This window comes from Flavobacterium urocaniciphilum, assembly GCF_900110615.1.
GTDB classification, from domain to species: Bacteria; Bacteroidota; Bacteroidia; order Flavobacteriales; family Flavobacteriaceae; genus Flavobacterium; species Flavobacterium urocaniciphilum.
Genome location: NZ_FOEI01000001.1, coordinates 226,754 through 253,753 on the forward strand (window position 1 = coordinate 226,754; position 27,000 = coordinate 253,753).

23 protein-coding genes are annotated in these 27,000 nt (G+C 30.9%); 7 read left to right on the plus strand and 16 right to left on the minus strand.

The window, feature by feature from the left end; translation table 11 throughout:
• Window positions 1-50: 50 nt before the first annotated feature.
• Window positions 51-971, minus strand: a complete 921-nt coding sequence (locus BMY86_RS01085) for a DUF4349 domain-containing protein (protein WP_091463991.1) — start codon at window positions 969-971, stop codon at window positions 51-53.
• A gap of 163 nt (window positions 972-1,134) precedes the next feature.
• Window positions 1,135-3,681 (minus strand): ATP-dependent Clp protease ATP-binding subunit, encoded by a 2,547-nt coding sequence (locus tag BMY86_RS01090; RefSeq protein ID WP_091463995.1) that lies wholly within the window; start codon window positions 3,679-3,681, stop codon window positions 1,135-1,137.
• A gap of 245 nt (window positions 3,682-3,926) precedes the next feature.
• Here BMY86_RS01090 and gyrA point away from each other — a divergent pair, with 245 nt between their 5' ends.
• Complete coding sequence (gene gyrA, locus BMY86_RS01095; protein WP_091463997.1) at window positions 3,927-6,509, plus strand: DNA gyrase subunit A; 2,583 nt, start codon at window positions 3,927-3,929, stop codon at window positions 6,507-6,509.
• 57 nt (window positions 6,510-6,566) lie between these two features.
• A complete protein-coding gene (locus BMY86_RS01100) occupies window positions 6,567-7,646 on the plus strand; it encodes a tetratricopeptide repeat protein (protein ID WP_091464000.1) in 1,080 nt (359 codons plus the stop codon).
• Window positions 7,647-7,684: 38 nt separating this feature from the next.
• Here the strand turns inward: BMY86_RS01100 and BMY86_RS01105 are convergent, their stop codons facing one another.
• The 5 genes from BMY86_RS01105 to BMY86_RS01125 form a co-directional block, all read right to left on the minus strand.
• The gene (locus tag BMY86_RS01105) at window positions 7,685-8,299 is read right to left on the minus strand and encodes an FEKKY domain-containing protein (RefSeq protein ID WP_177177102.1); all 615 of its coding nucleotides are present in this window, start codon (window positions 8,297-8,299) and stop codon (window positions 7,685-7,687) included.
• Between the two features lie 7 nt (window positions 8,300-8,306).
• Window positions 8,307-9,296 (minus strand): hypothetical protein, encoded by a 990-nt coding sequence (locus BMY86_RS01110; protein WP_143065575.1) that lies wholly within the window; start codon window positions 9,294-9,296, stop codon window positions 8,307-8,309.
• 78 nt (window positions 9,297-9,374) lie between these two features.
• Window positions 9,375-9,914 carry an RNA polymerase sigma factor gene (locus BMY86_RS01115; RefSeq protein ID WP_091464010.1) on the minus strand — a complete coding sequence of 180 codons (540 nt, stop codon included), beginning with the start codon at window positions 9,912-9,914 and terminating at the stop codon, window positions 9,375-9,377.
• A gap of 115 nt (window positions 9,915-10,029) precedes the next feature.
• Window positions 10,030-10,527: a hypothetical protein gene (locus BMY86_RS01120; protein ID WP_091464012.1), complete on the minus strand. Its 498-nt coding sequence runs from the start codon at window positions 10,525-10,527 to the stop codon at window positions 10,030-10,032.
• A 170-nt stretch (window positions 10,528-10,697) separates the two neighbouring features.
• The gene (locus BMY86_RS01125; protein ID WP_091464014.1) at window positions 10,698-11,519 is read right to left on the minus strand and encodes a DUF6929 family protein; all 822 of its coding nucleotides are present in this window, start codon (window positions 11,517-11,519) and stop codon (window positions 10,698-10,700) included.
• 146 nt (window positions 11,520-11,665) lie between these two features.
• Between BMY86_RS01125 and BMY86_RS01130 the strand changes: the two genes are divergently transcribed.
• Window positions 11,666-12,535 carry a PPK2 family polyphosphate kinase gene (locus tag BMY86_RS01130; RefSeq protein ID WP_091464017.1) on the plus strand — a complete coding sequence of 290 codons (870 nt, stop codon included), beginning with the start codon at window positions 11,666-11,668 and terminating at the stop codon, window positions 12,533-12,535.
• A gap of 75 nt (window positions 12,536-12,610) precedes the next feature.
• Here BMY86_RS01130 and BMY86_RS01135 read toward each other — a convergent pair whose 3' ends face one another.
• From BMY86_RS01135 to rplS, 9 genes are all read right to left on the minus strand, one after another.
• Window positions 12,611-13,819, minus strand: coding sequence for a DUF3570 domain-containing protein (locus BMY86_RS01135; RefSeq protein WP_091464021.1), 1,209 nt, complete (start codon window positions 13,817-13,819; stop codon window positions 12,611-12,613).
• Window positions 13,820-13,831: 12 nt separating this feature from the next.
• Entirely contained in the window at window positions 13,832-14,041 is a 210-nt protein-coding gene (locus tag BMY86_RS01140; protein ID WP_091464024.1) for a DUF4266 domain-containing protein, read from the minus strand.
• Between the two features lie 42 nt (window positions 14,042-14,083).
• Window positions 14,084-15,004 (minus strand): FAD:protein FMN transferase, encoded by a 921-nt coding sequence (locus BMY86_RS01145; protein ID WP_091464028.1) that lies wholly within the window; start codon window positions 15,002-15,004, stop codon window positions 14,084-14,086.
• The gene (locus BMY86_RS01150; RefSeq protein ID WP_091464031.1) at window positions 15,004-15,426 is read right to left on the minus strand and encodes a thioredoxin family protein; all 423 of its coding nucleotides are present in this window, start codon (window positions 15,424-15,426) and stop codon (window positions 15,004-15,006) included. The genes BMY86_RS01145 and BMY86_RS01150 overlap by 1 nt, the downstream gene beginning before the upstream one ends.
• Window positions 15,427-15,516: 90 nt before the next feature.
• On the minus strand, window positions 15,517-16,179 hold the full coding sequence (locus BMY86_RS01155; protein ID WP_091464035.1) for a thiamine diphosphokinase: 663 nt from the start codon (window positions 16,177-16,179) through the stop codon (window positions 15,517-15,519).
• A 79-nt stretch (window positions 16,180-16,258) separates the two neighbouring features.
• The gene (locus BMY86_RS01160) at window positions 16,259-17,077 is read right to left on the minus strand and encodes a DUF4249 domain-containing protein (protein WP_091464039.1); all 819 of its coding nucleotides are present in this window, start codon (window positions 17,075-17,077) and stop codon (window positions 16,259-16,261) included.
• Window positions 17,078-17,081: 4 nt separating this feature from the next.
• The gene (locus BMY86_RS01165) at window positions 17,082-19,463 is read right to left on the minus strand and encodes a TonB-dependent receptor (protein WP_091464042.1); all 2,382 of its coding nucleotides are present in this window, start codon (window positions 19,461-19,463) and stop codon (window positions 17,082-17,084) included.
• Between the two features lie 121 nt (window positions 19,464-19,584).
• Window positions 19,585-21,801 carry an NADP-dependent isocitrate dehydrogenase gene (locus BMY86_RS01170; protein WP_091464045.1) on the minus strand — a complete coding sequence of 739 codons (2,217 nt, stop codon included), beginning with the start codon at window positions 21,799-21,801 and terminating at the stop codon, window positions 19,585-19,587.
• Between the two features lie 212 nt (window positions 21,802-22,013).
• Window positions 22,014-22,364: a 50S ribosomal protein L19 gene (rplS, locus tag BMY86_RS01175; protein WP_091464048.1), complete on the minus strand. Its 351-nt coding sequence runs from the start codon at window positions 22,362-22,364 to the stop codon at window positions 22,014-22,016.
• Between the two features lie 301 nt (window positions 22,365-22,665).
• Between rplS and tgt the strand changes: the two genes are divergently transcribed.
• From tgt to BMY86_RS01195, 4 genes are all read left to right on the plus strand, one after another.
• Window positions 22,666-23,796 (plus strand): tRNA guanosine(34) transglycosylase Tgt, encoded by a 1,131-nt coding sequence (gene tgt, locus BMY86_RS01180; protein ID WP_091464050.1) that lies wholly within the window; start codon window positions 22,666-22,668, stop codon window positions 23,794-23,796.
• An 83-nt stretch (window positions 23,797-23,879) separates the two neighbouring features.
• Complete coding sequence (locus tag BMY86_RS01185; RefSeq protein ID WP_091464053.1) at window positions 23,880-24,956, plus strand: LptF/LptG family permease; 1,077 nt, start codon at window positions 23,880-23,882, stop codon at window positions 24,954-24,956.
• The gene (locus tag BMY86_RS01190) at window positions 24,943-25,863 is read left to right on the plus strand and encodes a DMT family transporter (protein ID WP_091464056.1); all 921 of its coding nucleotides are present in this window, start codon (window positions 24,943-24,945) and stop codon (window positions 25,861-25,863) included. Before BMY86_RS01185 ends, BMY86_RS01190 begins: the two co-directional genes overlap by 14 nt.
• Before the next feature lie 78 nt (window positions 25,864-25,941).
• Entirely contained in the window at window positions 25,942-26,898 is a 957-nt protein-coding gene (locus BMY86_RS01195) for an acetyl-CoA carboxylase carboxyltransferase subunit alpha (RefSeq protein WP_091464059.1), read from the plus strand.
• Window positions 26,899-27,000 lie beyond the last annotated feature (102 nt).

The window sequence follows — 27,000 nt, forward strand, 5'->3', positions numbered from 1 at the left end:
ATATAAAAAAAACGTCCCGATTTAATTGGGACGTTTTTTTTATGTTTTTATTAAACTACTTTTTTTATGTTTTTCCATTTTTTAAAGGCTAACCATGCTAAAAATGTGAAGAAAACAATTGGCCAAAGTTGGACTAAAAAAGCAATTATTCCTTCAAAAATAAACCAGCCTGATTTAATACTTTCCCAAATTTGTAATCCTAAATTTGGTCGATATGCATTAATGTTTTTCTCATTAGCAACCATTTCATATCTTAATTTTTCGTTTTGATATAATTCTAAAGTCACCGTTGAGAAATTTACCTGATCTTTCAAAGATAAATTATTGATATAAGCATTATCTGAATTTTCTTTTTTTAAAGCTAAATTTTCTTCAGAATCGTTGATGTCTTTTAATTTATTACCTTTTTTATCAATCGCATTTTCTAATCTTTTAGACGTATTTGCATTCCTTTTTTGAGATAATTCGTTAGTTAATATTTGCAAGTTAACATCATCTGCTTTAATGACACGATAATCTAAAAACTGAACTTCTTTTGCTAAACTTCTTAAAAGTGTGTCTAGTTTAACGTTTGGTACTCGTAATGCGATGGTATTGTTTACTTCGTAACGTGTGGTTTGTAATAAACTATCCTGACTTACTTGTGTTTCGTCGTTTTCAATAATGTTGCTTCTTAATTCGGAAAGTGTTACAAATCCGCCTACACTTTTGGTTAGATTTTCAATTTTGTAGGTGGATTGTGCTACATCCTTAACTTTAAATCGGGCATCTGCCGTTCTAATAAATTTTCTTTTTGAATTTTTGTCTTCCACTGCTGCTGAAGAACTCATGTCTTCTTCCACTGAAGCGCTATCTACGGCAACTTCATAATTTGAGTTTTTAACAGCATAAGTTTCTTCAGCTTTCTTGTTGCAAGCTACGGTTAAAGTTAGAAGCATTATTGCTCCTCCAATTTTGAATTTTGTGATCATAAAAATTTGTTTTAAGTGGTTGATTGAAAGTTTTAAAGTAATTGTGTTCCATTAACAAATTTTTAAGATTAGGTGATATGAATTTACCTACTAAAAACTGTGCCAAAAAAAAATGAGCAATTAAAAAAATATAATTGCTCAATTATTGGTGAAAAAAAACCTGCTAATTAGCAGGTTTTTCTGTTTTTTCTATTTTGATAGTGAGTTCTTGTGCGACTTCATCTAAATCCATAAAAATGATATCACCTTCATGTATTTTTGAAGTAATAATTTCTTCTGCAAGTGCATCTTCAACATATTTTTGGATGGCTCTTTTTAATGGACGCGCACCAAATTGTTTATCAAATCCTTTTTCTGCAATAAAATCTTTAGCTTTTTCAGAAAGGCTTAAATTGTATCCTAAGTCTTTTACTCTTAAAACTAATTTAGCCATTTCAATATCAATAATTTTATCAATATCGTGTTTCTCTAATGCATTAAATACAATTACATCATCAATTCTGTTTAAGAATTCTGGTGCGAATGCTTTTTTCAAGGCATTTTCAATAACCGATTTGTTATGATCTTCTGCTTGAGCTGTTTTAGCAGCAGTTCCGAAACCAACTCCTTGTCCGAAATCTTTCAATTGTCTCGCTCCAATGTTTGAAGTCATAATGATAATTGTATTTCTGAAGTCGATTTTTCTTCCTAAACTATCCGTTAAAAATCCGTCATCTAAAACCTGTAACATCATGTTGAAAACATCAGGATGTGCTTTTTCAATTTCGTCTAATAAAACGACAGCATACGGTTTTCTTCTAACTTTTTCTGTTAATTGTCCGCCTTCTTCATAACCAACATATCCTGGAGGTGCTCCAACTAAACGAGAGATAGCAAATTTCTCCATGTATTCACTCATGTCAATTCGAATTAATGCTTCCTCAGAATCAAATAATTCTTTTGCTAATACTTTCGCTAATTGTGTTTTTCCAACACCTGTTGAACCTAAAAAGATGAATGAACCAATTGGTTTGTTTGGATCTTTTAATCCGGCTCTATTTCTTTGGATAGATTTTGCAATTTTTTGAACAGCATCATCTTGTCCGATTACTTTACCTTTAATTAATTCAGGAAGTTTGGCTAGTTTATTGCTTTCCGTTTGAGCAATTCTATTTACTGGAATTCCTGTCATCATCGAAACAACATCTGCGACGTTATCTTCCGTAACAATTACACGATTCGATTTTGAATCCTCTTCCCATTTTTCTTGAGCTATAGCTAAATCTTTTTCAATGCGTTTTTCGTCGTCACGTAATTTTGCAGCTTCCTCAAATTTTTGCTTTTTAACAACAGAATTTTTTAATTCACGAACTTCTTCTAATTGTTTTTCAAGCTCTAAAATTTGTTTTGGAACTTCAATATTTGTGATGTGAACACGAGACCCGGCTTCGTCTAAAGCATCAATAGCTTTGTCTGGTAAAAAACGATCTGTCATGTAGCGACTTGTTAATTTTACACAGGCTTCAATAGCTTCTGGAGTAAAGGTTACATTGTGGTGATCTTCGTATTTTCCTTTAATGTTATTTAAGATGGTAATGGTTTCATCAATGCTAGTTGGTTCCACAATTACTTTTTGGAAACGACGTTCTAATGCACCATCTTTTTCAATATATTGACGGTATTCGTCTAAAGTTGTTGCACCAACACATTGGATTTCACCACGAGCTAAAGCAGGTTTAAACATGTTACTTGCATCTAAAGAACCTGTTGCTCCACCAGCACCAACAATAGTGTGAATTTCGTCAATGAATAGGATGATATCATCGTTTTTTTCCAATTCATTCATAACCGCTTTCATTCGCTCTTCAAATTGTCCGCGGTATTTTGTTCCGGCAACTAAAGAAGCTAAATCTAAGGTTACAACACGTTTATTGAATAAAATTCGAGATACTTTTTTCTTAACAATCATTAAGGCTAAACCTTCAGCAATTGCAGATTTACCAACTCCTGGTTCACCAATTAAAAGTGGATTGTTTTTCTTTCTTCTACTTAAAATTTGAGAAACACGTTCGATTTCTTTTTCACGACCAACAACGGGATCTAATTTTCCTTCTTCAGCCATTTCAGTTAAATCTCTACCGAAATTATCTAAAACAGGAGTTTTCGATTTTTTTGTGGTTTTGCTTCCACCACTACTAGGTGGATTAGCGCCGCTATCTTTGTACGTTTCTTCTCCCGAATCGTCAAAATTTTCTGCTTTCGGCGTATTTTTTAAAATATCATCACTGTCACTGTTCATAGTCATATATATATCTTTCACGTTTTCGTAATTAACTTTTAATTTGTTTAGGAGTTTAGTCGTTGGATCATTATCATTTTTTAAAATACATAACAATAATAACGCTGTACTAATAGATGTTGTATTGAATACTTTAGCTTCTAAAAATGTATACTTTAATGCTCTTTCAGCTTGTCTAGTTAAATGCAGGTTTTTCTTATCATTATTCGCAGTACCGCTTGGATTAGCAGGACTAAGAATTTCAACTTTTTTTCGTACCACATCAAAATCAACATTTAAAAAAGTTAAAATGTCAATTGCGCTTCCATTTCCATCTCTTAATATACCTAAGATAAGATGTTCAGTACCAATGAAGTCGTGACCTAAACGTAAGGCTTCTTCTTTGCTAAACTGAATTACATCTTTAACTCTTGGTGAAAAATTATCTTCCATAATCTTTTTATAACTATTGTAAAAATACAAATTATTAAAGTAAAACCCAAAAATCCTACTTCAACATTGCTAAATGACAAAAAAAAAACGAGAAATAAAAGTGTATTGAATATTTATTTGTTAAGAATTTTAAGTGAAATTGTTGATAAGTATTTCTATTTTAAATGAAATTTTACTTTTAAAAAAAGCAAAAAATCGTATATTGGCACGTTTTATAAAATCGAGTATCAATTAAATAAATACCTATGTCTGACGGAGATAAGTTAATACCAATTAACATTGAAGACGAAATGAAATCAGCCTACATCGATTATTCGATGTCGGTTATTGTATCAAGAGCATTACCTGATGTACGAGATGGTTTAAAACCAGTACATAGAAGGGTATTGTACGGAATGTATGAATTAGGAGTTTTTTCAAATAGAGCCCATAAGAAATCTGCAAGAATTGTTGGGGAAGTTTTAGGTAAATATCACCCACATGGAGATACTTCAGTTTATGATGCTATGGTTCGTATGGCACAAGAATGGAGTTTAAGATATTTAATGGTTGATGGTCAAGGTAACTTTGGTTCTGTAGATGGTGATAGCCCTGCGGCAATGCGTTATACAGAGGCTAGAATGAAAAAGATATCTGAAGAAATGATGGCAGATATCGACAAAGAAACTGTTGATTTTCAATTAAACTTCGACGATACTTTAGAAGAACCAAAAGTATTACCAACTAAAGTTCCGACTTTGTTAGTAAATGGAGCTTCAGGTATTGCGGTTGGTATGGCTACTAACATGGCGCCTCACAATTTAACGGAAGTTATTGATGGAACATTAGCTTATATCGATAACAATGAAATTGAAATTGATGAATTAATCAAATATATTAAAGCTCCTGATTTCCCAACTGGAGGAACTATTTATGGTTACGAAGGGGTAAAAGAGGCTTTTAAAACGGGTCGTGGACGTATTGTAATGCGTGCTAAAACAAGTTTTGAAGAAGTAAACGGAAAAGAGTCTATTATTGTTTCTGAAATCCCTTATCAAGTTAATAAAGCTGAAATGATTAAGAAAACAGCTGACTTGGTAAACGAGAAAAAAATCGAAGGAATTTCTACTATTCGTGATGAATCGGATAGAAATGGTATGCGTATCGTTTATGAATTAAAACGTGATGCCGTTCCAAACGTAGTATTAAATACACTTTATAAATATACACAATTACAATCTTCTTTCAGTGTTAACAATATTGCCTTAGTTAAAGGTAGACCAATGTTGTTAAACTTAAAAGATTTAATTTATCACTTTGTAGAGCACCGTCACGAAGTTGTTATTCGTAGAGCGGAATACGATTTAAGAAAAGCAGAAGAAAGAGCACATATCTTAGAAGGTTTAATCATTGCTTCGGATAATATTGATGAAGTAATTGCATTAATTAGAGGTTCTAAAGATGGTGAAGAAGCAAGAGGTAAATTAATGGAAAGATTTAATCTTTCTGAAATTCAAGCTCGTGCTATTGTTGAAATGCGTTTACGTCAATTAACGGGTCTAGAACAAGACAAGTTAAGAGCAGAATACGAAGAAATAATGAAATTAATTGCTAGCTTAAAAGAATTATTAGCTAGTAAAGAATTAAGAATGCAGTTAATAAAAGATGAATTAACTGAAATTAAAGAGAAATACGGTGATGAGCGTCGTTCTCAAATTGAATATTCTGGTGGAGATGTAAGTATTGAAGATTTAATTGCTGATGAACAAGTAGTTGTTACAATTTCTCACGCAGGTTACATCAAACGTACTTCATTATCAGAATACAAAACGCAAAATAGAGGAGGAGTTGGACAAAAATCTGCTGGAACAAGAGACCAAGATTTCTTAGAGCATTTATTTGTAGCAACAAATCACCAATATTTATTGTTCTTTACTCAGAAAGGTAAATGTTTCTGGATGCGTGTATATGAAATTCCAGAAGGAACAAAAGTAAGTAAAGGTAGAGCTATACAAAACATCATCAATATTGAACCGGATGATAAAGTAAAAGCATACATCTGTACACAAGACTTAAAAGATTTAGATTATATCCAAAGTCACTATTTAATTATGGTAACTAAAGAAGGAGTTGTTAAGAAAACTACTTTAGAGAAATATTCTAAACCTCGTGTAAATGGTGTTGCAGCAATTACTATTAAAGAAGGTGATGAGTTATTAGAAGCAAAATTAACTACTGGAAATTCTCAAGTATTAATTGCGTCTAGATCTGGAAAATTAGTTCGTTTCGAAGAAGAAAAAACACGTCCTATGGGTCGTACTGCTTCAGGAGTTAGAGGTATTACTTTAGCGGATGAAAAAGACGAAGTAATCGGAATGGTAACCATTGATAAAGATCATGTAAATGATTCTCAAATTTTAGTTGTAACTGAAAACGGATATGGAAAACGTACTTTATTAGTTGATGAAGACGGTGAAGATGTGTACAGAATTACAAATCGTGGTGGTAAAGGTGTGAAAACATTAAACATCACTGAGAAAACGGGTGCATTAATCGCAATTAATAACGTAACAGATGAAGATGATTTAATGATCATTAACAAATCTGGATTAACTATTCGTATGAGAGTTGATAATTTAAGAGTTATGGGTCGTGCTACTCAAGGTGTTCGATTAATTAACATTAAAGGAAATGATTCAATCGCTGCTGTAACAAAAGTTTTACGTGAAGACGAAGAAGCAGTAGAATTAGACGAAGATGGAAATCCAATAATCAGTGAAGATAGTTCTGGAGAAGAAACTTCAGAAGATATTGGCACAGATATTGACACAGAAAATACAGAAGAATAATAATCACAAAAAAGCCCAATTCGTTGGGCTTTTGTTTAACCTGAAATTTACTACAACATGAAAAAACTTGTATTAGGTATTTCACTTTTAGTAGCAACAACAACTTATGCTCAAAAGGATGAATTGAAAACTTTAAAAAAAATGTACGATAAAGAAAAATTATCAGCTGATGATTTTGCTAAGTACAAAGAAACTTTACTTAAATTAGAAAGTGTAGCTACCACTGAAGATGATAAAGTGGCAGCAAATTTTTATAAAGCTATGGCGCCATTAGCTGAAATGGCAACAATGGAAGGGCAACCAAACCCAGTAATGATTCAGAAAATTTTCACTCCAGAAACATTTACTGCAATGGTTGATGGAATGCGTTCTACTTTAGACTATGAAGCAAAAACAGGTAAAAAAGTTTTCACTGATGATATAAATGAAACAATAACTTCTTTCAAGCCTATTTTCAAACAAATGGCTTTAGCATTTAATACTTCTAAAAAATATAAAGAAGCTTCAAGAGTGTTTTATAATACATATAAATTAGATCCAAAAGATGTTTCTAATTTAGAAAATGCTGCTATTACAGCTATGAATGCAAATGATTATGTTGAAGCAGAGAAATTATATAGAGAAATTAAAGCTGTTGGTTTTAAAGGAACTGGAATTGGAAAATTTGGAAGTAAAGAAGCAGAAGTAGCAAAAAATATTGCAGCATTAGCTTCATTTAATAAAAATGATGAACAAGCAAAGAAAGATTATGTTGATGCAATTGCATTAAATCCGAATGATATTCAATTACAAATTGATCAAGCAGGTATTTACTATAGAAATAATGATATAGCTACTTATCAAAAAATGATTGAGGCTGTTTTAGCAAAAGATCCAAATAATGCACAATTACAATATAACGTTGGAATTTTAATGCTAAATGATGAATCTAAGTTAGTTGATGAAATCAATGCTAATTTAAAAGACAGAAAGAAATATGATGAGTTAACAAAGAAAAGAAAAGATATGTTTATGAAAGCATTACCTTACTTTGAAAAAGCTTATCAATTAGATGTAAATAATGAAGATGTCAAAAAAACATTGAGATTGTGTTATACAGAGTTAAACATGAAAGACAGAGCTGCAATGATCAAATAAATAAAAAAATCCCCAATGAAAATTGGGGATTTTTTTTGTTATTTTTTTAACCAATTTTGTAATCCTAATGTATATGGGTTAATTTCTTTTTGCCATTGTTTGCCAAATTTTTCATTTAAATAATTGAATATTTCACAATTAGACTTTTCATATTCTATACTTTTTTCAGGATGTATACACCCTAAATCATGAAATTGAATATTGTATTTTTTGGAAAAATTTATTTCTTTTTCTGTTATTACTGATGCAATTCCGCCTAACAAATATATTTTTTTTGAATTAATTTGCTGATCTGTAACTTCAGTTGTAGGTTCAATTATTTTTTTTCGTTTTGGCTTAAACGGTTCAACAGGTAATACTGTTTTTATTTCAGGAGCATCTTTCAATACGATAGTAACAAAACTATCCGTTTCAACTTTTAATGTAAATTCTAATTTACCAAGATAATTGATTAATAAAGTATCATTTTTTTCCACTGGAAGACTAAATTTTCCATTAAAATCGGTAAGCGTGCCTTTATTTTTTCCTTTTATCAATATTGTTGCATATGGAATTGGTTCAATGGAATCTTTTACAATTCCTGAAATTAAAAAGCATTGGGCAAATGTGAAATTTACCAATAAAAGAAGAAGTAAATGTTTTAATTTTTTCATTTCCATTTTACTTCTTTACAGGTTTTCCATCTTTAGTAGCAATGATAATCACACCATTTTCACCTTTTTTACCATAAACTTTCATAGCATCAGCAGCTTTAATCACATTAATTGATATGATTTCTTGTTTGTCTAATGGTGCATACGGACTAGTTGGTTTTTTTCCAAATAACGATTCTTCAGTATATTCAGTGCCGTTTATAATGTATAACGGTTTGGTATAATGCGTTATTTGCGCTTCTTCTGCATCTAAATTATTTAATTCTTTTTTATCAGAAACCACTCCATCAATTACGATAATGTCTTCACTTTTTTCAGATGCTGTCGCTGCAGTTGGCGATTTTGCTACTTGATTTTTTGCTTTAGATTGTTTTGTTGTTGCCTCGTATTTTTTTGTTGGTGCTAAATAACCATTATTAATCGTTGACGAATTATAAGCACTATTTCTATAGCTAATATCATTTTGATTGCTAATATTTTTGTTTATTTCTGTTAGAATTTTATCATTTTCTTCTAAAACAAATTTGTCCTTATTGAAATCGAATTTATATACCGAATCTACTTGAATAGTTGAACTCGAAGCAAAAGATGCCGACAATGGATTTGTTTCTATTGCTTTAGTATTTGGATTTAATTGAGGCGAAGTTGGATTTAACTTTTCATTATTATTGTTTTCCACCACAATTTCCTTAGCTTTTTCGATTATTTTATTTACAGAATCACTCGATACAATTACTGGATTTTCGGTATTAATACTATTTGATTTTGTATCTCCGATTATTTCATCTTTCGATACAAAATGATAAATAATAGAAAAACTCAATAATACAGTTGCAGCAATAGCTACTTTTTGCCACGTGTTTTTCTTTTTTACCACAATAGTGTTGTCCAGCTTTTCTTCCACACGATTCCAAACTTTATCCATTCCGGGAAAGTCTTTTTCGCCCTTTTGGGAAGCGCTTTTTATTTTGTTATATATTTTATCTTCTGTGTTCATTTCTTTTGTCATTGCGAGGAACGAAGTAATCTATTCCTCTATTAGTTTTATTTTTTGCTAATTACTTTTTACTAATCACTAATTACTTACCTTCTGATAATAAAATTGGTTTACTAATTCTTTTAATTTTGTTTTTGCCACATTTAATTGTGATTTGGATGTTCCTTCAGAAATTTGAAGTTTTTCGGAAATGTCTTTATGTGAAAAACCTTCTATCACAAACAAACTGAAAATGGTTTTACAACCATCGGGCAAATAATTGAGTAAGTTGAGTAAATCTTCTTCTTCCAATTCACACATTTCATCTGTTAACGGTTGATTTTTTATACTTACATCTTCCAAATACAAATTGAAATTGACATTCTTTTTCAATTGCATCAAACATTGATTTACCGCAATTTTTTTGGCCCAACCTTCAAAAGCTAATTCTTCTTTCAGTTGGTCAATTTTGGTAAATATGATGTAGAAAGCATCGGCCATGGCTTCTTCAATTTCTTCTTCTTTTTTCAAATAGCGCGAACACGTATAGTATAGTTTGCGTGCGAGCAATTCGTACACTTGCCTTTGGGCGTCGCGTTGCTGTTTTTTACAGGCTTGTATGAGTTTTATGTCTATCATTTATCTCAATTTCAATATTCAAAATTCGTTGTTCGAAATTCGTTGTTTTATGTTTATTTGTTTGCTTTATTATATAGATGATATTTTTTATGAAAAGGTTGGAAACAACTTCAAATTATTTTTTGCAATCTGTATTTTCAATTTTTTTATAATATAGAACTCCAGTTTTTCCATAATGATTCTTAGGTGTTCGATTAAGCTTTCTGTAATTTCTTATATGTTTATAATCATAATTTTTAGATTTATAAATTTTTATAATCTCTTTATAATAAGCTTTTGTAATTGGAATTTTTTTTAATTTATTCTTTTTAATTAATAGTTTATATTCACCTTTAAATTTGTTTTTTTTGTTTATGATTGTGTCAAAAAACATAATTAATGTGTCTTTTTCTCTTTTCCAACTTCCAATGGAATTATTGTTTTGTAAATCTCCACTAAAATTCATTATAACATTTCCTTCGCAATCTAAAGTTAATGTTTCACTAAACATTCCATAAATATTAAAATTTGTTCTGTATTTTCCGGTTATTACTTTTTTAGAACATGAAATATTTGTGATGCAAATTGTTATTAATAAAACTATAAATATTATTCCATTTTTAATTTTTGACATTGTTATTGCTTTTTGAAATTGCCATTGAATACATTTATAGATGACATTTTTTGTAAAAAGGTTGGGAACAAATCAAATTTTTTTCAAAAAAAAATCGCAAGTGGTTAAACTTACGATTATAAATGTATGAATTATTAATTTTTTATAGACGATTTTAAGAACACTGTTTTTTATTTATCTATTATTAATTTATAAATTTTAGATGATGACTCTTCTGAATCAGTATCTTCACAAAGTAAAAAACTAATTTCTTTTTCATTATTCTGATATAATGATAATCCTTCAAATTTTTGAGATTCTGAGATGACTAGAACATCTTCTAATTCAAAGGTTTGAAAGTTAATTTTTCCAATAATGCTTCCCAAAACTTCACCATCTTCATAGGTAGAAGTCGTATCTTCAGCTGCAGCTAGAAAATAAATATGATTATCGACTAAAATGGCATCGGTAAAAGTGGTTTCTACATCATCTAAAGAGGGTAATTCTACTGGGAAATACTGAATTTGTTTATCTTGACTATCCGGAACAATGAAAATTCCATTCTTATTATTGGCTCCGTTTCCTCGTTGAAATAAATACATCGTTTTATCGGCACAAATAGCACCTTCAATGTTTAACTCGTCTTCATTTAGTTCTGCTATAGTTCTTAAAAAAGAATATAATTGAGATAAATTATTTGATTGTAATTTGTCATTCGATAAATCTAATGAAAACATGGTGTTTCTTTTTTCGGTTGAACCCGATCCGAAAATAAATAATTGATTTCCAAAACTTGTTATGGCTTCTAAATCGAGTTTGTCTTGTTTGGCAATATTTTCTTGCGCTTCTTTCACTAAAGGAAATTTCAATACTAATTCCTTGTCGATTACATATTGATATAAAAAAGTACTGTTATCGGAAATTAAGAAAATAACATTGTCATGGTAAATTAATCCTGAAGCAGAACTAATTCCTTTTATGGTTAAGAATTCAGTTAGTTGAAAATTTTGCATATATTTATGTTTTTGAAAACGATTGCCTAGCCCTGATGGTAGCGGCATCCTTTTTAAAATTTGACACACTGAGCTTGTCGAAGTGTAAAATTTTGAAAAGATATAGCGAACAGCAGGAATAAGCTTCAAATAAAGAGTGTAAAAATATGGAAAATTTCAGATTAGAGGATTATAAAATTACGAAACCTATAAAATTATCAGACTATGCGACTGAAATAGATTGGGATTGGAAAGACGATAAAAAAGAAGAAGAATTAGACAAATTGCGTAACAAGTTGAGTGAGTGGCAAGATGTAATGTATGCCCATAATAGATATGGTGTGTTAATTGGCTTGCAAGGAATGGATACGAGTGGAAAAGACAGTTTGATTCGTGAGGTTTTTAAAGAATTTAATCCGCGTGGAGTAGTGGTGCATAGTTTTAAAACACCGAATTCTACCGAATTGGAACACGATTATTTATGGCGCCATTATTTGGCTTTACCTGAAAAAGGAAAGTTTGCCGTTTTCAATAGAACGCATTATGAAAACTTATTGGTTACGCGAGTACATCCTGAATATATTTTGAATGAGAATTTACCTGGAATTGAAAAAGTGGAAGACATCACGCCGCAATTTTGGGAAAACAGATACGAACAAATCAATAATTTTGAAAAACACATTTCTCAAAACGGGACGATTGTAATGAAGTTTTTCTTCTACATGAGTAAAGACGAACAAAAGAAACGTTTGTTAAAACGATTAGAACAAACCGAACACCAATGGAAGTTTTCTGCTGGTGATTTAAAAGAGCGTGAACGTTGGGATGATTATATGAAGTATTATGAAGAAATCATGAATAAATCTTCTAATGAAAATGCGCCTTGGTATATAATTCCGTCAGATGATAAGGAAATGGCACGCTATTTAGTAGCAAAAATTATGTGGGAAGAATTGCAAAAGTTTTCTATTGATGAACCTCAATTATCTGAAAAAGATAAAGCTAACTTTGAATTGTATAAACAACAGCTTCGCTAGTGAAAAGGGATAAGTAAAAAGTAAAAGGCATAAGTTTATTAATTTGAACTTATGCCTTTTTATCTTTTGCCTTTTTTACTTAAACTTCATGGCTAAGGTTAGAATATGCGATTCTAAACCATTATTTCGATGATAAAATCCGTATCGTAATTCTAAACTATTAAAATGTTTAGCATGAAATAGTCCTTTATTATGATCGATAATTTTGTAGCCAATTCCAATCATATTACTTGAAAAAGCAGATAAATCGTAATCACTTGTAAAATATTCATCTCCTAAATCGTGTTGGAATATCGGTTGGAAATATTTCGCTGCATTTTGTGTGTAAAATCTATACGGAATAGAAATAGATGAAAAGGCTGATAGCTTTAAAGTTGGTTCAAAACTTATCGTATGCGAATTGATGTTCCAATTGTCCCAATAGTATCGATAAAAACTTCTTAAGATAATATTATCACCTAAGAAATAACTTGATCTTAATCCGATTGGTAATTTAAATCGCGTATCTGGTAAATTTTCAGATTTAACAGTAGCTGCAACATCATTAAAATAAACTCTATTGAATTTTGTGGCTAATAATCCTTGTTGGTAACCCGCATCCACTAAAAATGCCATTTGGAAATTTTTATTGATGATTTGAGATAAGGTTAAGCCTAAATTATAGGACGTTCGTGGTTTACTATCGCCTTGTTTGTAATTTGGATCTGGATTATTCCTAAGTTCAATAGGTAAAATAACTTTCCAAGTATCAAAGAAAGCCATACCTTTTATGTTGAATTCGGTATTTTTATTTTTGGAATATTTAGTAAATCCAACATTAGCTCCAAGTGAGAAATAGTCGAATTCAGCAGAAGCAGAAACTCCTGTAGAAACGATTTGTCTTTTTTCTTCGTTTTCCACACTGAAATTTAAGGATGGATATACACGCATGTCTTGGTACGAAGCAGATGTAACTGTATTTGGATCAATTTTATCTGATGATGCAGATGAATATGAATCGACACCTAATTCAAAACCATATAATTGTTTTCTATTTTTTTTATCTCTTCTAGATACTTTAATGTCTAAAGTTGTAGCAATATCGGTAAGTTTCTCTGTTCCTAATCCACCTGTTACAGCAGAGTTATTTCCGTCTTGAGAATAATAACTCGAAATGAAATTTACTTCTTCAATTTTAAGTTTTTGTTTTTTATAGGCAGTACTATCAGAAGTAGTGTCTTGTGCTTTAGTTTGGTTACTTAGTAAGAAAGCTAAAAATGAGGCTGTGATTAATCTCTTTTTCATTTCAATTTTGTATTAATTACAACCGCAACCACCGCCAGTTTTTCCTCCGTTTGCACCCGAACTTGCTTCGCGATACAGCATAAATGTATTTTCGAATTTCTCCGATTTTTTTGCTGCAAGTTCCATGTCGGAATCGTTGATTTTTGATTTTTGGTATTCTTTTACTTCAGAACAACTGGCTAAAGTTACTAAAGCGAATACAGCGATAACTAATTTATTCATGTTTTTTTGAGGTATTTTAGATTTTGTTATTCTTCGATTTGATTACGTTAAATTGATATTTTTAGTGTGGTATATTTTGTCAAAATCGTCAATTATTATACAGCCTATATTGGGTAATTGATTGATGAAATCTATTCCGACTTCAATGCCCATTACGCTTACAGGTGTAGCTAATGCATCTGCAATTTCTGCATTTTCGGCAATTATAGTTACACTTTTTATTCCTGATATGGGAAAACCTGTTTTTGGATCGATAGTATGTGAATATTTTTTACCATCAATGAATACAAATTTTTCATAGTTTCCCGAAGTTGCAACAGATGTATTTGTTATTTTAAACGTTGAAAAAAGAGCTTCTTTTTTATTTGGATCTGCAATACCAATTGTCCAAGCTTCTCCATTTTCTTGAAATCCCCAAGTTGATAAATCGCCAGCGGCATTTACAATTCCACTTTTTACTCCATTATTTATTAATAGTATTTTAGCTCTTTCTGCAGCATATCCTTTTCCAATTCCTCCAAACCCAATTCGCATTCCTTTTAGTTTTAAAAAGACACTTGAATCTTCTGGATTCAAAATGATGTTTTCGTAATTGATGAGTTCTACAGCTTTTAAAGCTTCTTCTTTATTCGGAAGTTCTTTCATGCTGAGGTCAAAATTCCAAAAACGTTTATCAATACTTCCATAACTAATATCGAAGGCACCTTGCGTCATTTTAGAAATCATCTGACATCTATAAATTAAATCAAAGACTTCTTTTGGAACTACAACAGGTTTAATGCCTGCGTTTTCATTAATTTCATAAGTAACACTTTCACTTGAAAATGTGGTTAAAAGTTTTTCAATACGCTGAATTTCACTAATGGCTAAATCAATTTTGTCATAAGCCCAATTTTCATCTTCACTTACAACAGAAATCTCAAATCGATTTCCCATCAATTTCAGATTTTTTTTATAAATCATTAGCTTTTTAGTTTTTCGATAAATTCTGGGATTGTTTCTTTAGGATATTCTTCCCATTTTTTAGTAACATTTCCATTTTCATCTAATAACAAGATTAATGGAAACTGACCTTTGTTATTATATTTCTCAGCTAAAGCATCGTTTTCTTTTTCAATTTCTTTGGCTAATTTATTTTTAGAAAGTCGAGGAAAATCGGCATTATAAATAATTAGATTTTCATTTGAAAACGCTTGAAATTCTGGAGTGTTTACAATTAGTTTTTTAAATTTTACACAAGGTGCACACCAATCGGAACCTGAAAAATAAAGCATTACTTTTTTATGTTCTGATTTAGCTTTTTCTAATTTTTGTGCAAAAGTTTCGGTTTGTTGAGCAAAAATTGTGCTCGTAAACAAAAGTAGGATTGGGATTAACTTCTTCATTACATTTAATTTTAAGTAAACTTAACGAATATTCAATTAAAATATTGTAACAAATATCACATAATGAGTAGTTTATAATTAGTCTAATTTTTACTCAAAACTTTCTATTAAAAGTAAGTTTCCTTTTTCGTGAGTAATGGTAACAATTCCGTCTTCTGCAACATGATTACTGCTTCCGGTTCTATAGCCTAATTCTAAACTTTCATTGTTTAACGGATAAAATAAGTTTTCAGTAATAATCCCATCCACTTTTCCTAAAGGAATCAAAGAGATAATAGAATTTTTAGGATACCATTTTTTGAACGAATTGGGTAACAAAAATACTTTTGAATGATCGTCGAATAAAACAATTTTAAGTTCATTTCTATAGGAAGCTAAAACTGATAAATTGTTTAAGGTATGATCGGCACGCTTACCAGTTGCCCAAACCACATTTACGGCTTTATGACCTTTTTCAATTAAATAATCAAAAGCCTTTTCTAAATCGGTTTTGTTTTGGTCTGGCGTATGAACAATTTCAATCGGATAATGATTTTCTTTGTAATAATTAGAATCAAAATCTCTGTCGAAATCACCTAGTAAAACATCCACTTTTATACCAAGCTCAACCACACGTTCAATGGCAGAATCTAATACAACAACAAAGGGCGACCATTCTAAAAGTTGACCTAATAATTCATTATTGCATTCCAATCCATTTGCAATAATTAATGCTGGTTCTTGATCGTCGCGAACGATGTGATGTGATGACATTTGGGTTTATTGTTTGTTTATTGTTTCTAAGTTAACAAAATTAAACTTTTTACTTTTGTCTTTTTACTTTTGCCTTAAATTATTGTACCACATAATTTCTTACATCAACTTCAGATAATCTGAAATAACCTAATGGATAATTTGATGAATTTGTTTGGTTGATGATATTTCCTCTTACAGTGGCTGGAGGCGTACTAAAAGGTCCGTTGCTTAATCCGCCAGAAATACCAATTAAAATATTCATATAATTATGATATCTTTCTGAAATGCCGTGTAAAGTAAAATTAATATTTTGTCCGGCTTCTAAATCTTCATCAATAATTAAAGAAAACATTTCATTTCCGTTTGTAAATTTATCATTAAAAACGCCTAAAAGAGGAAATGGTCGAAATGGAACTTTGTATTCTTCCATATAGAAATTTTCTTCAGCACCATTATCTTGAAAATTAAATTTCAATTCAATTTCATTACCTGTTATTCCGTTTAAATCTTGTTCAATTGTAGTAATGGTTGGAACAGCATATAATTTATCTGTTGCTGTATACGTTTGCCCGTTATATACTACAGAAAGAGTGTACGTTTCATTAATAATCGGATTGAAATTTGTGCATTTATAATTTCCTGTTAATCCATCTTCAACAAAATTGTATACAGTATTGTTTGAATCGGTTACGGTAATAGTAGCGCCATTAGCAACCGGAACGGCATTGTTAAAATAATCACCAGTTGTAGTTAATCGAATCGTTTGTTCGTTTCCAGATGTTCCTTTTTCCCATTTAATTGAAGCATCTATAACTAGTTTTGGTTCACTTGAATTTAAGTCGACATCTACAACTTCTTCACAACTGATAAAAGTTAAACTAATTACAAGAATAATATAGGTTATGATTTTTTTCATTTTCTTAAAATTTAAAATTATACGTCACACTTGGCACAATTCCGAAAATTGATAGTTTAACTGCTTCGTTAGAACCATCATCTTTGTTTTGTCTGAAATTGATGGAAGCGGCATTTTTTCTTCCATATAAATTATAAACAGAGAAAACCCATTCACCTTGCCATTTTCTGCCTTTATTTTTGTTCGGATTTAGGGTTGCAGAAATATCGATACGATGATAAGAAGGTAAGTTATCTTCGTTTCTGTTGCCGTAAACCGGAACATTAATGCCTTGATATTGATATTGTCCTGTTGGAAAAGTTATAGGTTGACCTGTTTGATAAGTAAAGATGCTTCCAAAACTCCATTTTTCATTTGATTTATAACTTCCCGTTACATACAGATTGTGCGTTTTGTCCCAGCCTGTTTTATACCATTCACCTTTATTTATACCTGTTTCAATTGGCGTTCTTCCTTCGGTTTTTTGTTCAGAACGCGATAAAGTGTATGAAATCCAACCCGAAAGTTTACCTACATTTTTCTTTACCATTAATTCTAAACCATACGCTCGAGTTTTTCCTGGTAATAAAACTTGTTCAATAGCCTCATTGGCAATTAAATCGGCACCATCAATATAATCTAAACGATTTTTTACAGTTTTGTAAAACGATTCCACTTCTAAGGTATAATCACCATTCTTGATGTTTTTAAAATACCCAAGAGCAAATTGATCTAAAATTTGAGGTTTTAGAAAATTGTCACTTGGCGCCCAAACGTCTAATGGAGTAGGTGATTGAGTGTTAGATATTAAATGTAAATACTGACTCATTCTATTATAACTCGCTTTAATAGATTGATCCTCATTAATGGTATAAGCTAATGCAATTCTTGGTTCAAAATTATCAAAGCTGGCAATCGTTTTATTTTTACCATAATATTGTGTTCCAATTGGTGTAGCTTTTTCATAAATACCTAAATCTGCATCATATGTCACTGCCTGATTGTTTTCGTATATGTTAATTGTTTCTTCGCCTAAACGATAAAACATGCTGTATCGTAATCCATAGTTTACTGAAAGTTTAGAAGAAAGCTTCTGTTCTGCATCTAAATAGAAGGCAGGTTCGAAGGCATATTTTTTAGCCAATTGTTTTTCGTTTATACCTGACTCGGAATTTATTGGTTCAATTCTACCCGGATTAAAATCGTAATAAATAGCATTTGCACCATAATACAATTTGAAGTTATCAGATAAATAATGTTTGAAATCGTATTTGAAGTTGTAGTTTTTAATTCCGCTTTCCCAGTTGAATCCTATAAAATCTAATGTTAATCCGTAATAATAATCACTATAAATAAAGGACGCATTTGAGAATAATTTGCTATTAAACAAATGATTCCAACGTACGTTTAAAACCGAATTTCCATACGTATTTATAAACTGTTCGTTTAAGCTAAACACATCTCTACCAAAGTAACCAGATAAAAATAAATTATTATTATCGTTAAGTTTATAATTCAGTTTAGTGTTTAAATCATAGAAATACGCTGAATTGTTATTATTGGCCAATTTTAAAAATAAATGAGCATAACTACTTCTTCCAGCAACTAAAAAAGAACCTTTGTCTTTTACGATTGGTCCTTCCGCTAAAAGGCGACTAGATATTAATCCGATTCCTCCAGTCATTCCAAAGTTTTTACTATTACCTTCTTTTTGGTAAATATCTAAAACTGATGCCACTCTTCCGCCAAAACGAGCGGGAATTCCACCTTTATAAAGTTTTAAATCTTTAATTGCATCGGCATTAAAAACAGAGAAAAATCCGAATAAATGCGACGAATTATAAATAGTAGCTTCATCCAATAAAATTAAATTTTGATCGGCTGCTCCGCCACGTACATTAAATCCAGATTGTCCTTCTCCAGCATTGGTAACTCCAGGTAAAGTTAAAATAGATTTGATAACATCTACTTCTCCTAATATGGCAGGCATCGATTTTATTTGAGCGATAGTTAGTTTATTGACACTCATTTCTGGTTTGTCAATTTTTATGCTTTTGTTATTACTAACAACTAAAACTTCTTCAATTTCTTTACTTTTTTCGTTTATCAGAAAATCTTTTTTAGTGTTAGATTCCAGATAGATGACATCAGTTAAATTTTCGTATCCAATAGTTTGAATGGTAATGTTGTATTCCCCTTTAGGAATAGAAATCGAATAATATCCATACTCGTTGGTTTGGATGGTTCTAGTTAATTCAGAATTTTTAATTTGGATGGTAGCGCCTATGATAGTTTCATTACTTTTAGCATCTTTCAAAGTTCCACTTAAAGTGAATTTTTCTTGTGAAAAACCAAAACTGGTGAGAAGTATAAAAAATAGCGCTTGTAATATTTTATTTCGTAACATGAAGTTTTTATTTCTTTTGACGCAAAGTTCAGTCTTTTGTTACGAAACAATTGTTAAGAGAGGGTTAATAAAAAAGCGATTCCTTTTGAGAATCGCTTTTAAATTATTAAAATAAATCAATTTATAATTTATTGATAATCGAATTTAATGTAGCGCTTGGACGCATTGCATTATTTGCAGAAGCATGGTTTGGATGATAGTATCCACCAATTTCTTGTTTTTTACCTTGCGCAGCAATTAATTCAGCATCAATTTTAGCTTCATTAGCAGTCATTTCTTCAGCGATAGGAGCGAAGATAGCTTTTAATTCAGCATCTTTTGTTTGATTTGCTAAAGCTTGAGCCCAATATAAAGCTAAATAGAAATGAGAACCTCTGTTGTCAATTTCGCCCACTTTACGAGCTGGAGATTTATCATTAGCTAAGAATTTCGCATTTGCTTCGTCTAACGTATCGGCTAAAACTTGTGCTTTTGAATTATCTTGTGTTTGTGCTAAATGTTCTAAAGAAGCTTGTAATGCTAAGAATTCACCTAATGAATCCCAACGTAAGTAACCTTCTTCGATAAATTGCTCAACGTGTTTTGGAGCTGATCCACCTGCACCTGTTTCAAATAATCCACCACCATTCATTAATGGAACAATAGATAACATTTTAGCAGAAGTACCTAATTCTAAAATTGGGAATAAATCGGTTAAGTAATCACGTAAAACGTTTCCAGAAACTGAGATTGTATCTTTTCCTTCACGGATTCTTCTTAACGTTTCTGTCATGGCATCTTTCACATCCATAATGCGAATGTCTAAACCAGTTGTATCGTAATCTTTTAAGTATTTCTCAACTTTTTTGATGATTTCTCTATCGTGAGCTCTGTCTTTATCTAACCAGAAAATAGCTGGAGTATCTGATAATCTTGCTCTGTTTACCGCTAATTTTACCCAATCTTGAATTGGTGCATCTTTAGTCTGACACATTCTGAAAATATCACCAGCTTCTACATTTTGAGATAATAATACGTTTCCGTTTTCATCTTCTACTTTCACTACTCCGTTTGCACTTAATTGGAACGTTTTGTCATGTGAACCATATTCTTCAGCTTTTTGAGCCATTAATCCAACGTTTGGTACAGAACCCATAGTTGTAGGATCTAAAGCGCCATTCTTTTTCATGTCATCGATACAAGCTGAATAAAATCCTGCATACGAACGATCTGGAATGATTGCAATTGTATCTTCTTCTTTACCTTCTGCATTCCACATTTTTCCTCCGCTACGCGCTAAAGCCGCCATAGAAGCATCAACAATTACATCTGAAGAAACGTGGAAGTTAGTAATTCCTTTATCAGAATTTACCATCGCTACTCTTGGTCCGTTTGCTAACGCATCTGAAATAGCTTGTTTAATTTCTGCTTCTTGAGGAATTCCTGCAATTTTGTTATATAAATCTTGTAAACCGTTGTTTGAATTAATATCTAATGATTTGAATAAATCTGCATATTTAGTATACACATCAGCAAAGAAAGTATCTACAATTGCTCCAAAAATAATTGGATCTGAAACTTTCATCATTGTTGCTTTTAAGTGTGCCGATAACATTACGTTTTTAGCTTTTGCATCTGCAATTGTTTCTGCTACAAATTTCTTTAAAGCGTTTAAGTTCATAACCGAACTATCAATTACTTCACCTGCTTTTAAAGCTCCGAAATCTTTTAAAACAGAAGTTGAACCGTTATTATCAGTAAATACAATTCTGAATTTTCCAGCATTTTCTACTGTTGTTGAAGTTTCCGTTCCGTAAAAATCACCAGAAGTCATATGAGCTACTTCAGTTTTGCTATCTGAAGCCCAAGTTCCCATTTTGTGTGGGTTTTGTTTCGCGTAATTTTTTACTGCTTTTGGAGCTCTACGATCTGAATTTCCTTCACGTAAAACTGGATTTACAGCAGAACCTAATACTTTAGAATATTTTGCTTTGATTTCTTTTTCAGCATCGTTTTGAGGCTCTTCTGGGAAATTTGGAATATTGAAACCTTGTGCTTGTAATTCAGCAATAGCTTCTTTTAATTGTATAACTGAAGCAGAAATATTTGGTAATTTGATGATATTCGCTTCTGGTGTATTGGCTAACTGGCCTAATTCTGTAAGGGCGTCACCAATTTTTTGGTCTTCTGTTAAAAATTCTGGAAAGTTGGCTAAAATTCTTCCCGCTAACGAAATATCTCTTGTTTCTACATCAATATTTGCGTTTTTGGTAAATGCTTGAATTATTGGTAATAACGAATGTGTGGCTAGCATTGGAGCTTCATCCGTAATTGTATAAATAATTTTTGACTTAGACATAATTATATAGTTTGTTTATTTCTTTAAAGGTTAGCAAATATATAAAATTTAAGCCTATTTTTTGGTGGAAGATTTCTAAAAAGAGAAACATTTCACGAATTAATAAATTAAGCGTGAAAAATTAAATTATTGATAATATTGAGGGATGAAAATTAGGGATAAAAAAAAATCCCGATTCAATCGGGATTTTTTTATACATACAAATGGGAAGATTATCCTCTTCTTTCTTTGATTTTTGCTTTTTTACCAGTAAGTTCTCTAAAGTAGTAAATTCTAGCTCTACGTACTTTACCTCTTTGGTTCAATTCAATTTTTTGTAAAGCTGGCATGTTGATTGGGAAGATACGCTCAACTCCAATAGCTCCAGACATTTTTCTGATAGTAAAAGTTTCAGTAGCACCTGAACCTCTTTTTTGAATTACTACACCTTTGAAAAACTGAGTTCTAGTTTTTTCACCCTCTTTAATTTCGTAGTATACAGTTACTGTATCTCCTGCACTGAAATTAGGGAAGTCTTTTTTTGATACGAATTCGTTTTGTACGAAATCAACTAAATTTGACATAATTTTAAATATAAATCATTAAACCTGAGCAACATACACGTCCTTCGCCAGAGGTTGGTCAAATGTGAGGGCAAAATTAATTCTTTTTTATGAATTGACAAAAAAATGGAAGGATAAATTTGTTTGAAGGAGTTAAATTTTTGGTAAAATTTAAAAAACTTACATTTACTATTCTCATACATCTAACTTTTAAAGTATATTTGTCCGTTAAAATTAAAAATAAAGTGATCCGTTTGATAAGCTATAAAATTCAAACCAAATTACTTTAAACATTCGCAAATTAAAAGCAGAAAATATCTAAATGAAGTTTGATTTATTAAAAAAAGATGCACAAAGCCAGGCAAGAGCTGGTCAAATTACTACAGATCATGGTGTTATTGAAACGCCAATTTTTATGCCTGTTGGAACTGTAGCATCGGTTAAAGGTGTGCATCAACGTGAATTAAAAAACGATATTAATCCAGATATTATTTTAGGAAATACCTATCATTTATATTTAAGACCTCAATTAGATGTTTTAGAAAAAGCGGGTGGTTTACATAAATTCATGAATTGGGATCGAAATATTTTAACGGATTCAGGTGGTTATCAAGTTTATTCCTTATCTGGTAGAAGAAAAATTAAAGAAGAAGGAGTGAAATTCAAATCACATATCGATGGTTCGTACCACTTTTTTTCTCCTGAAAATGTAATGGAAATCCAAAGAACAATTGGTGCGGATATCATCATGGCTTTTGATGAATGTACACCTTATCCTTGTGATTATAGATATGCGCAACGTTCTATGCACATGACGCACCGTTGGTTGGATAGATGTATCAATCATTTAGAAACATTACCTTTTAAATACGGTTATTCTCAAGCATTTTTTCCTATTGTTCAAGGAAGTACGTATAAAGATTTACGTCAGCAATCGGCTGAATTTATTGCTAGTAGAAATGCAGTAGGTAATGCAATTGGTGGTTTATCAGTTGGTGAGCCTGCAGAAGAAATGTACGCAATGACAGAAGTTGTAACGGCTATTTTACCTCAAGACAAACCAAGATATTTAATGGGAGTGGGTACTCCGGCTAATATCTTAGAAAATATTGCATTAGGAATTGACATGTTCGATTGTGTTATGCCAACACGTAATGCAAGAAACGGAATGTTATTTACTTCAGAAGGATTTATCAACATCAAAAATAAAAAATGGGAAGATGATTTTTCTCCTGTTGACCCGATGGGATTAACGTATGTTGATACCGATTATTCTAAAGCCTATTTAAGACATTTATTTGTAGCTAATGAGTTTTTAGGAAAACAAATTGCTACAATTCATAATTTAGGTTTCTATATGTGGTTGGTTCGTGAAGCGAGAAAACAAATTTTAGCAGGAACTTTTAGAGATTGGAAAGAGATGATGGTTAAAAAAGTAACTACTAGATTATAAAATAAATTTAGAACTAAATCTGAAAATGATATTTACTTTCATTTTTGGAATTTGGAATTTAGAATTTAGAATTTAAAATTTATATGAAAAAAATAGATTGGTATATTTTAAAAAGGTATTTGATAACTTTTACGGTTATGTTGTTAATGTTTATTCCAATTGGAATCATTATTGACGTTTCTGAAAAAATCAATCGTATGATTGAAAATAAAGTTGCCTTTCAAGATGTATTAGTTTATTACTACGGTTTTACTATTTATTTTGCTAATTTATTATTTCCCATATTTCTATTCTTATCGATTATTTGGTTTACCTCAAAACTAGCCAATAATACAGAAATTGTTGCAATTTTAAGCTCGGGGATTTCATTTACAAGATTTTTAAGACCTTATATTGTTGGTGCAACAATGGTTTCATTAGTAACTTTATTAATGGGGTTTTTTATATTACCTGATGCCAGTGAAAAATACTGGGATTTTAGGTATACCTATCTAAAACGAAATGCAGAAACCAGACAAACTTCAGATATTTTCAGACAAGTAAATTCAAATGAATTTATGTACGTAAGTAGTTATAATGTATTGTCTAAAACTGGTTTCGATTTTATTTATGAAAAATTTAATGGCAATAAATTAGAGTATAAATTATACGCGAATCGTATTAAATATAATGAAAAGACTAAAACCTACGATTTATATAATTATACGAAAAGAACAGTTGGGATAAACGAAGATATTATCGAAAAACAAGAGGTTTTTACTCGAAAATTTGAGTTTGAACCAGACGATTTAACTCCAACAGTTTACGTTGCAGAAACAATGAATATTTTTAACTTGGTGAAATTTATTGATAAAGAAAGAGCTAAAGGAAGTTCCAATTTAGATGTTTATTTGGTAGTTCTGTATAAAAAATTCAGTATTCCTATTTCTGCATTTATCTTAACTATTATTGCGGTTTCTGTATCGGCAATGAAGCGTAGAGGTGGTATGGGTGTCAATTTAGCTATAGGTATTTTAATTGCCTTTTCTTATGTTTTCTTTGATAAGATTTTCGGAACATTAGCGGAAAAATCAAGTATCCCTCCAATTGTAGCTGTTTGGTTTCCAAATGTAGTTTTCGGAATTTTAGCTTTTTATTTGCTTAAAAATGCCAAACGTTAATGTTAAACATAATCTACATCTTCATTTAATTGTATTTATTTGGGGTTTTACAGCGATTTTAGGAAAGCTAATTTCGTTAGAAGCTTTACCATTAGTTTGGTGGAGAATGACTATTGCGGTTTGCCTTATTTTTGGATACATTCTTTATAAAAGATATGATTTAAAGATTTCTAAAAAGGACATAATACTTTTGTTATTATCTGGATTGGTAATTGCTTTGCATTGGTTTACTTTTTTTAAAGCTATTAAAGTTTCAAATATTTCTATAACACTTGCTTGTTTGTCAACTGGTGCCTTTTTCACTTCCATTTTAGAACCTATATTTTACAAACGAAAAATGGTTTGGTATGAAATTCTATTCGGATTAATTGTATTATTCGGGTTGTATTTTGTTGTAGAATCTTCAGAACCCAATTTCATTTCAAAAAGTATAAATAGCGATTTAACTGGAACCATGCAGGGTGTTTTATTAGCATTAACTTCTGCGTTTTTATCGGCTTTATTTTCGGTTATTAATGGGAAATTTGCTCAAAGAATCGAATCTACTATCATTTCTTTTTATGAACTTTTAGGCGGTGTTCTGTTTTTTAGTTTGTTCTTGTTATTTAGCGGTCAATTAGATGGAAACTTTTTTAGTTTGAAATTAGAAGATTTAATTTGGTTATCCATCTTAGCTTCTATTTGTACGGCATATGCATTTATCGCTTCAGTTAGTGTGATGCGATTTATTTCTCCTTACACTGTAATGTTAACGATTAATTTAGAGCCCGTTTACGGTATTGCTTTGGCTGTTTTAGTTTTTGAGAAAAATGAACAGATGAGTTTTTCCTTTTATATCGGTGCTGCAATTATACTTACTACAGTGATTTTGAACGGATTAATTAGAAATCACAAAAAAAGTAATTAGTTTACAGTTCAAAATTTTTCAAATAATATTTTAATAGTATCTTTGTAATTACAAACTATTTAAACAAAACTAACTTTTATGGAATATTTAGATTTTGAATTGCCAATAAAAGAGCTTGAAGATCAATTAGATAAATGTGTTATTTTAGGTCAAGAATCTAATGTAGATGTTTCAGCAACTTGTAAACAACTAGAAGAAAAATTAGAGCAAACTAAAAAAGATATTTATAAGAATATGACGGCTTGGCAAAGAGTTCAAATGTCTCGCCATCCGAACAGACCTTATACTTTAGAATATATTACGAACTTAACTGACGGTACGTTTTTAGAATTATTTGGAGACAGAAACTTCAAAGACGATAAAGCGATGGTTGGTGGTTTAGGTAGAATCAATGGTCAATCTTATATGATTATTGGTCAACAAAAAGGAGTAAATACTAAAATGCGTCAGTTACGTAATTTTGGTATGGCGAATCCAGAAGGTTACCGTAAAGCTTTACGTTTAATGAAAATGGCAGAGAAATTCAACATTCCTGTTGTAACATTAATTGACACTCCTGGAGCTTATCCTGGTTTAGAAGCTGAAGAGCGTGGACAAGGAGAAGCGATTGCTCGTAATATTTTTGAAATGGCTCGTTTAAAAACGCCTATTATTTCTATTATTATTGGTGAAGGAGCATCTGGAGGTGCTTTAGGAATTGGAGTAGGAGATAGAGTATTCATGTTAGAAAATACTTGGTATTCTGTAATTTCACCAGAATCTTGTTCGTCAATTTTATGGAGAAGTTGGGAATATAAAGAGCAAGCAGCCGAAGCATTAAAATTAACTCCGGTTGATATGAAAAAGCAAAAATTAATTGACGATATTATTCCAGAACCATTAGGTGGAGCACATCAAGATAAAGCTACAACATTCAAAACTGTTGAAAAGTACATCACAAAGTCTTATAACGAATTGAAAGACTTATCAACAAAAGAATTGGTGGCGCAAAGAATGGAGAAATACAGTAATATGGGAGAATTCTCAGATAAATAACAAAAAATGAATTAAAATGCGCCTTGTTACTACAAGGCGTTTTTTTTGACATATTAACAATTGGTTGAAAGTTTTCAACAGGTAATCTTTAACAAGTAAAAT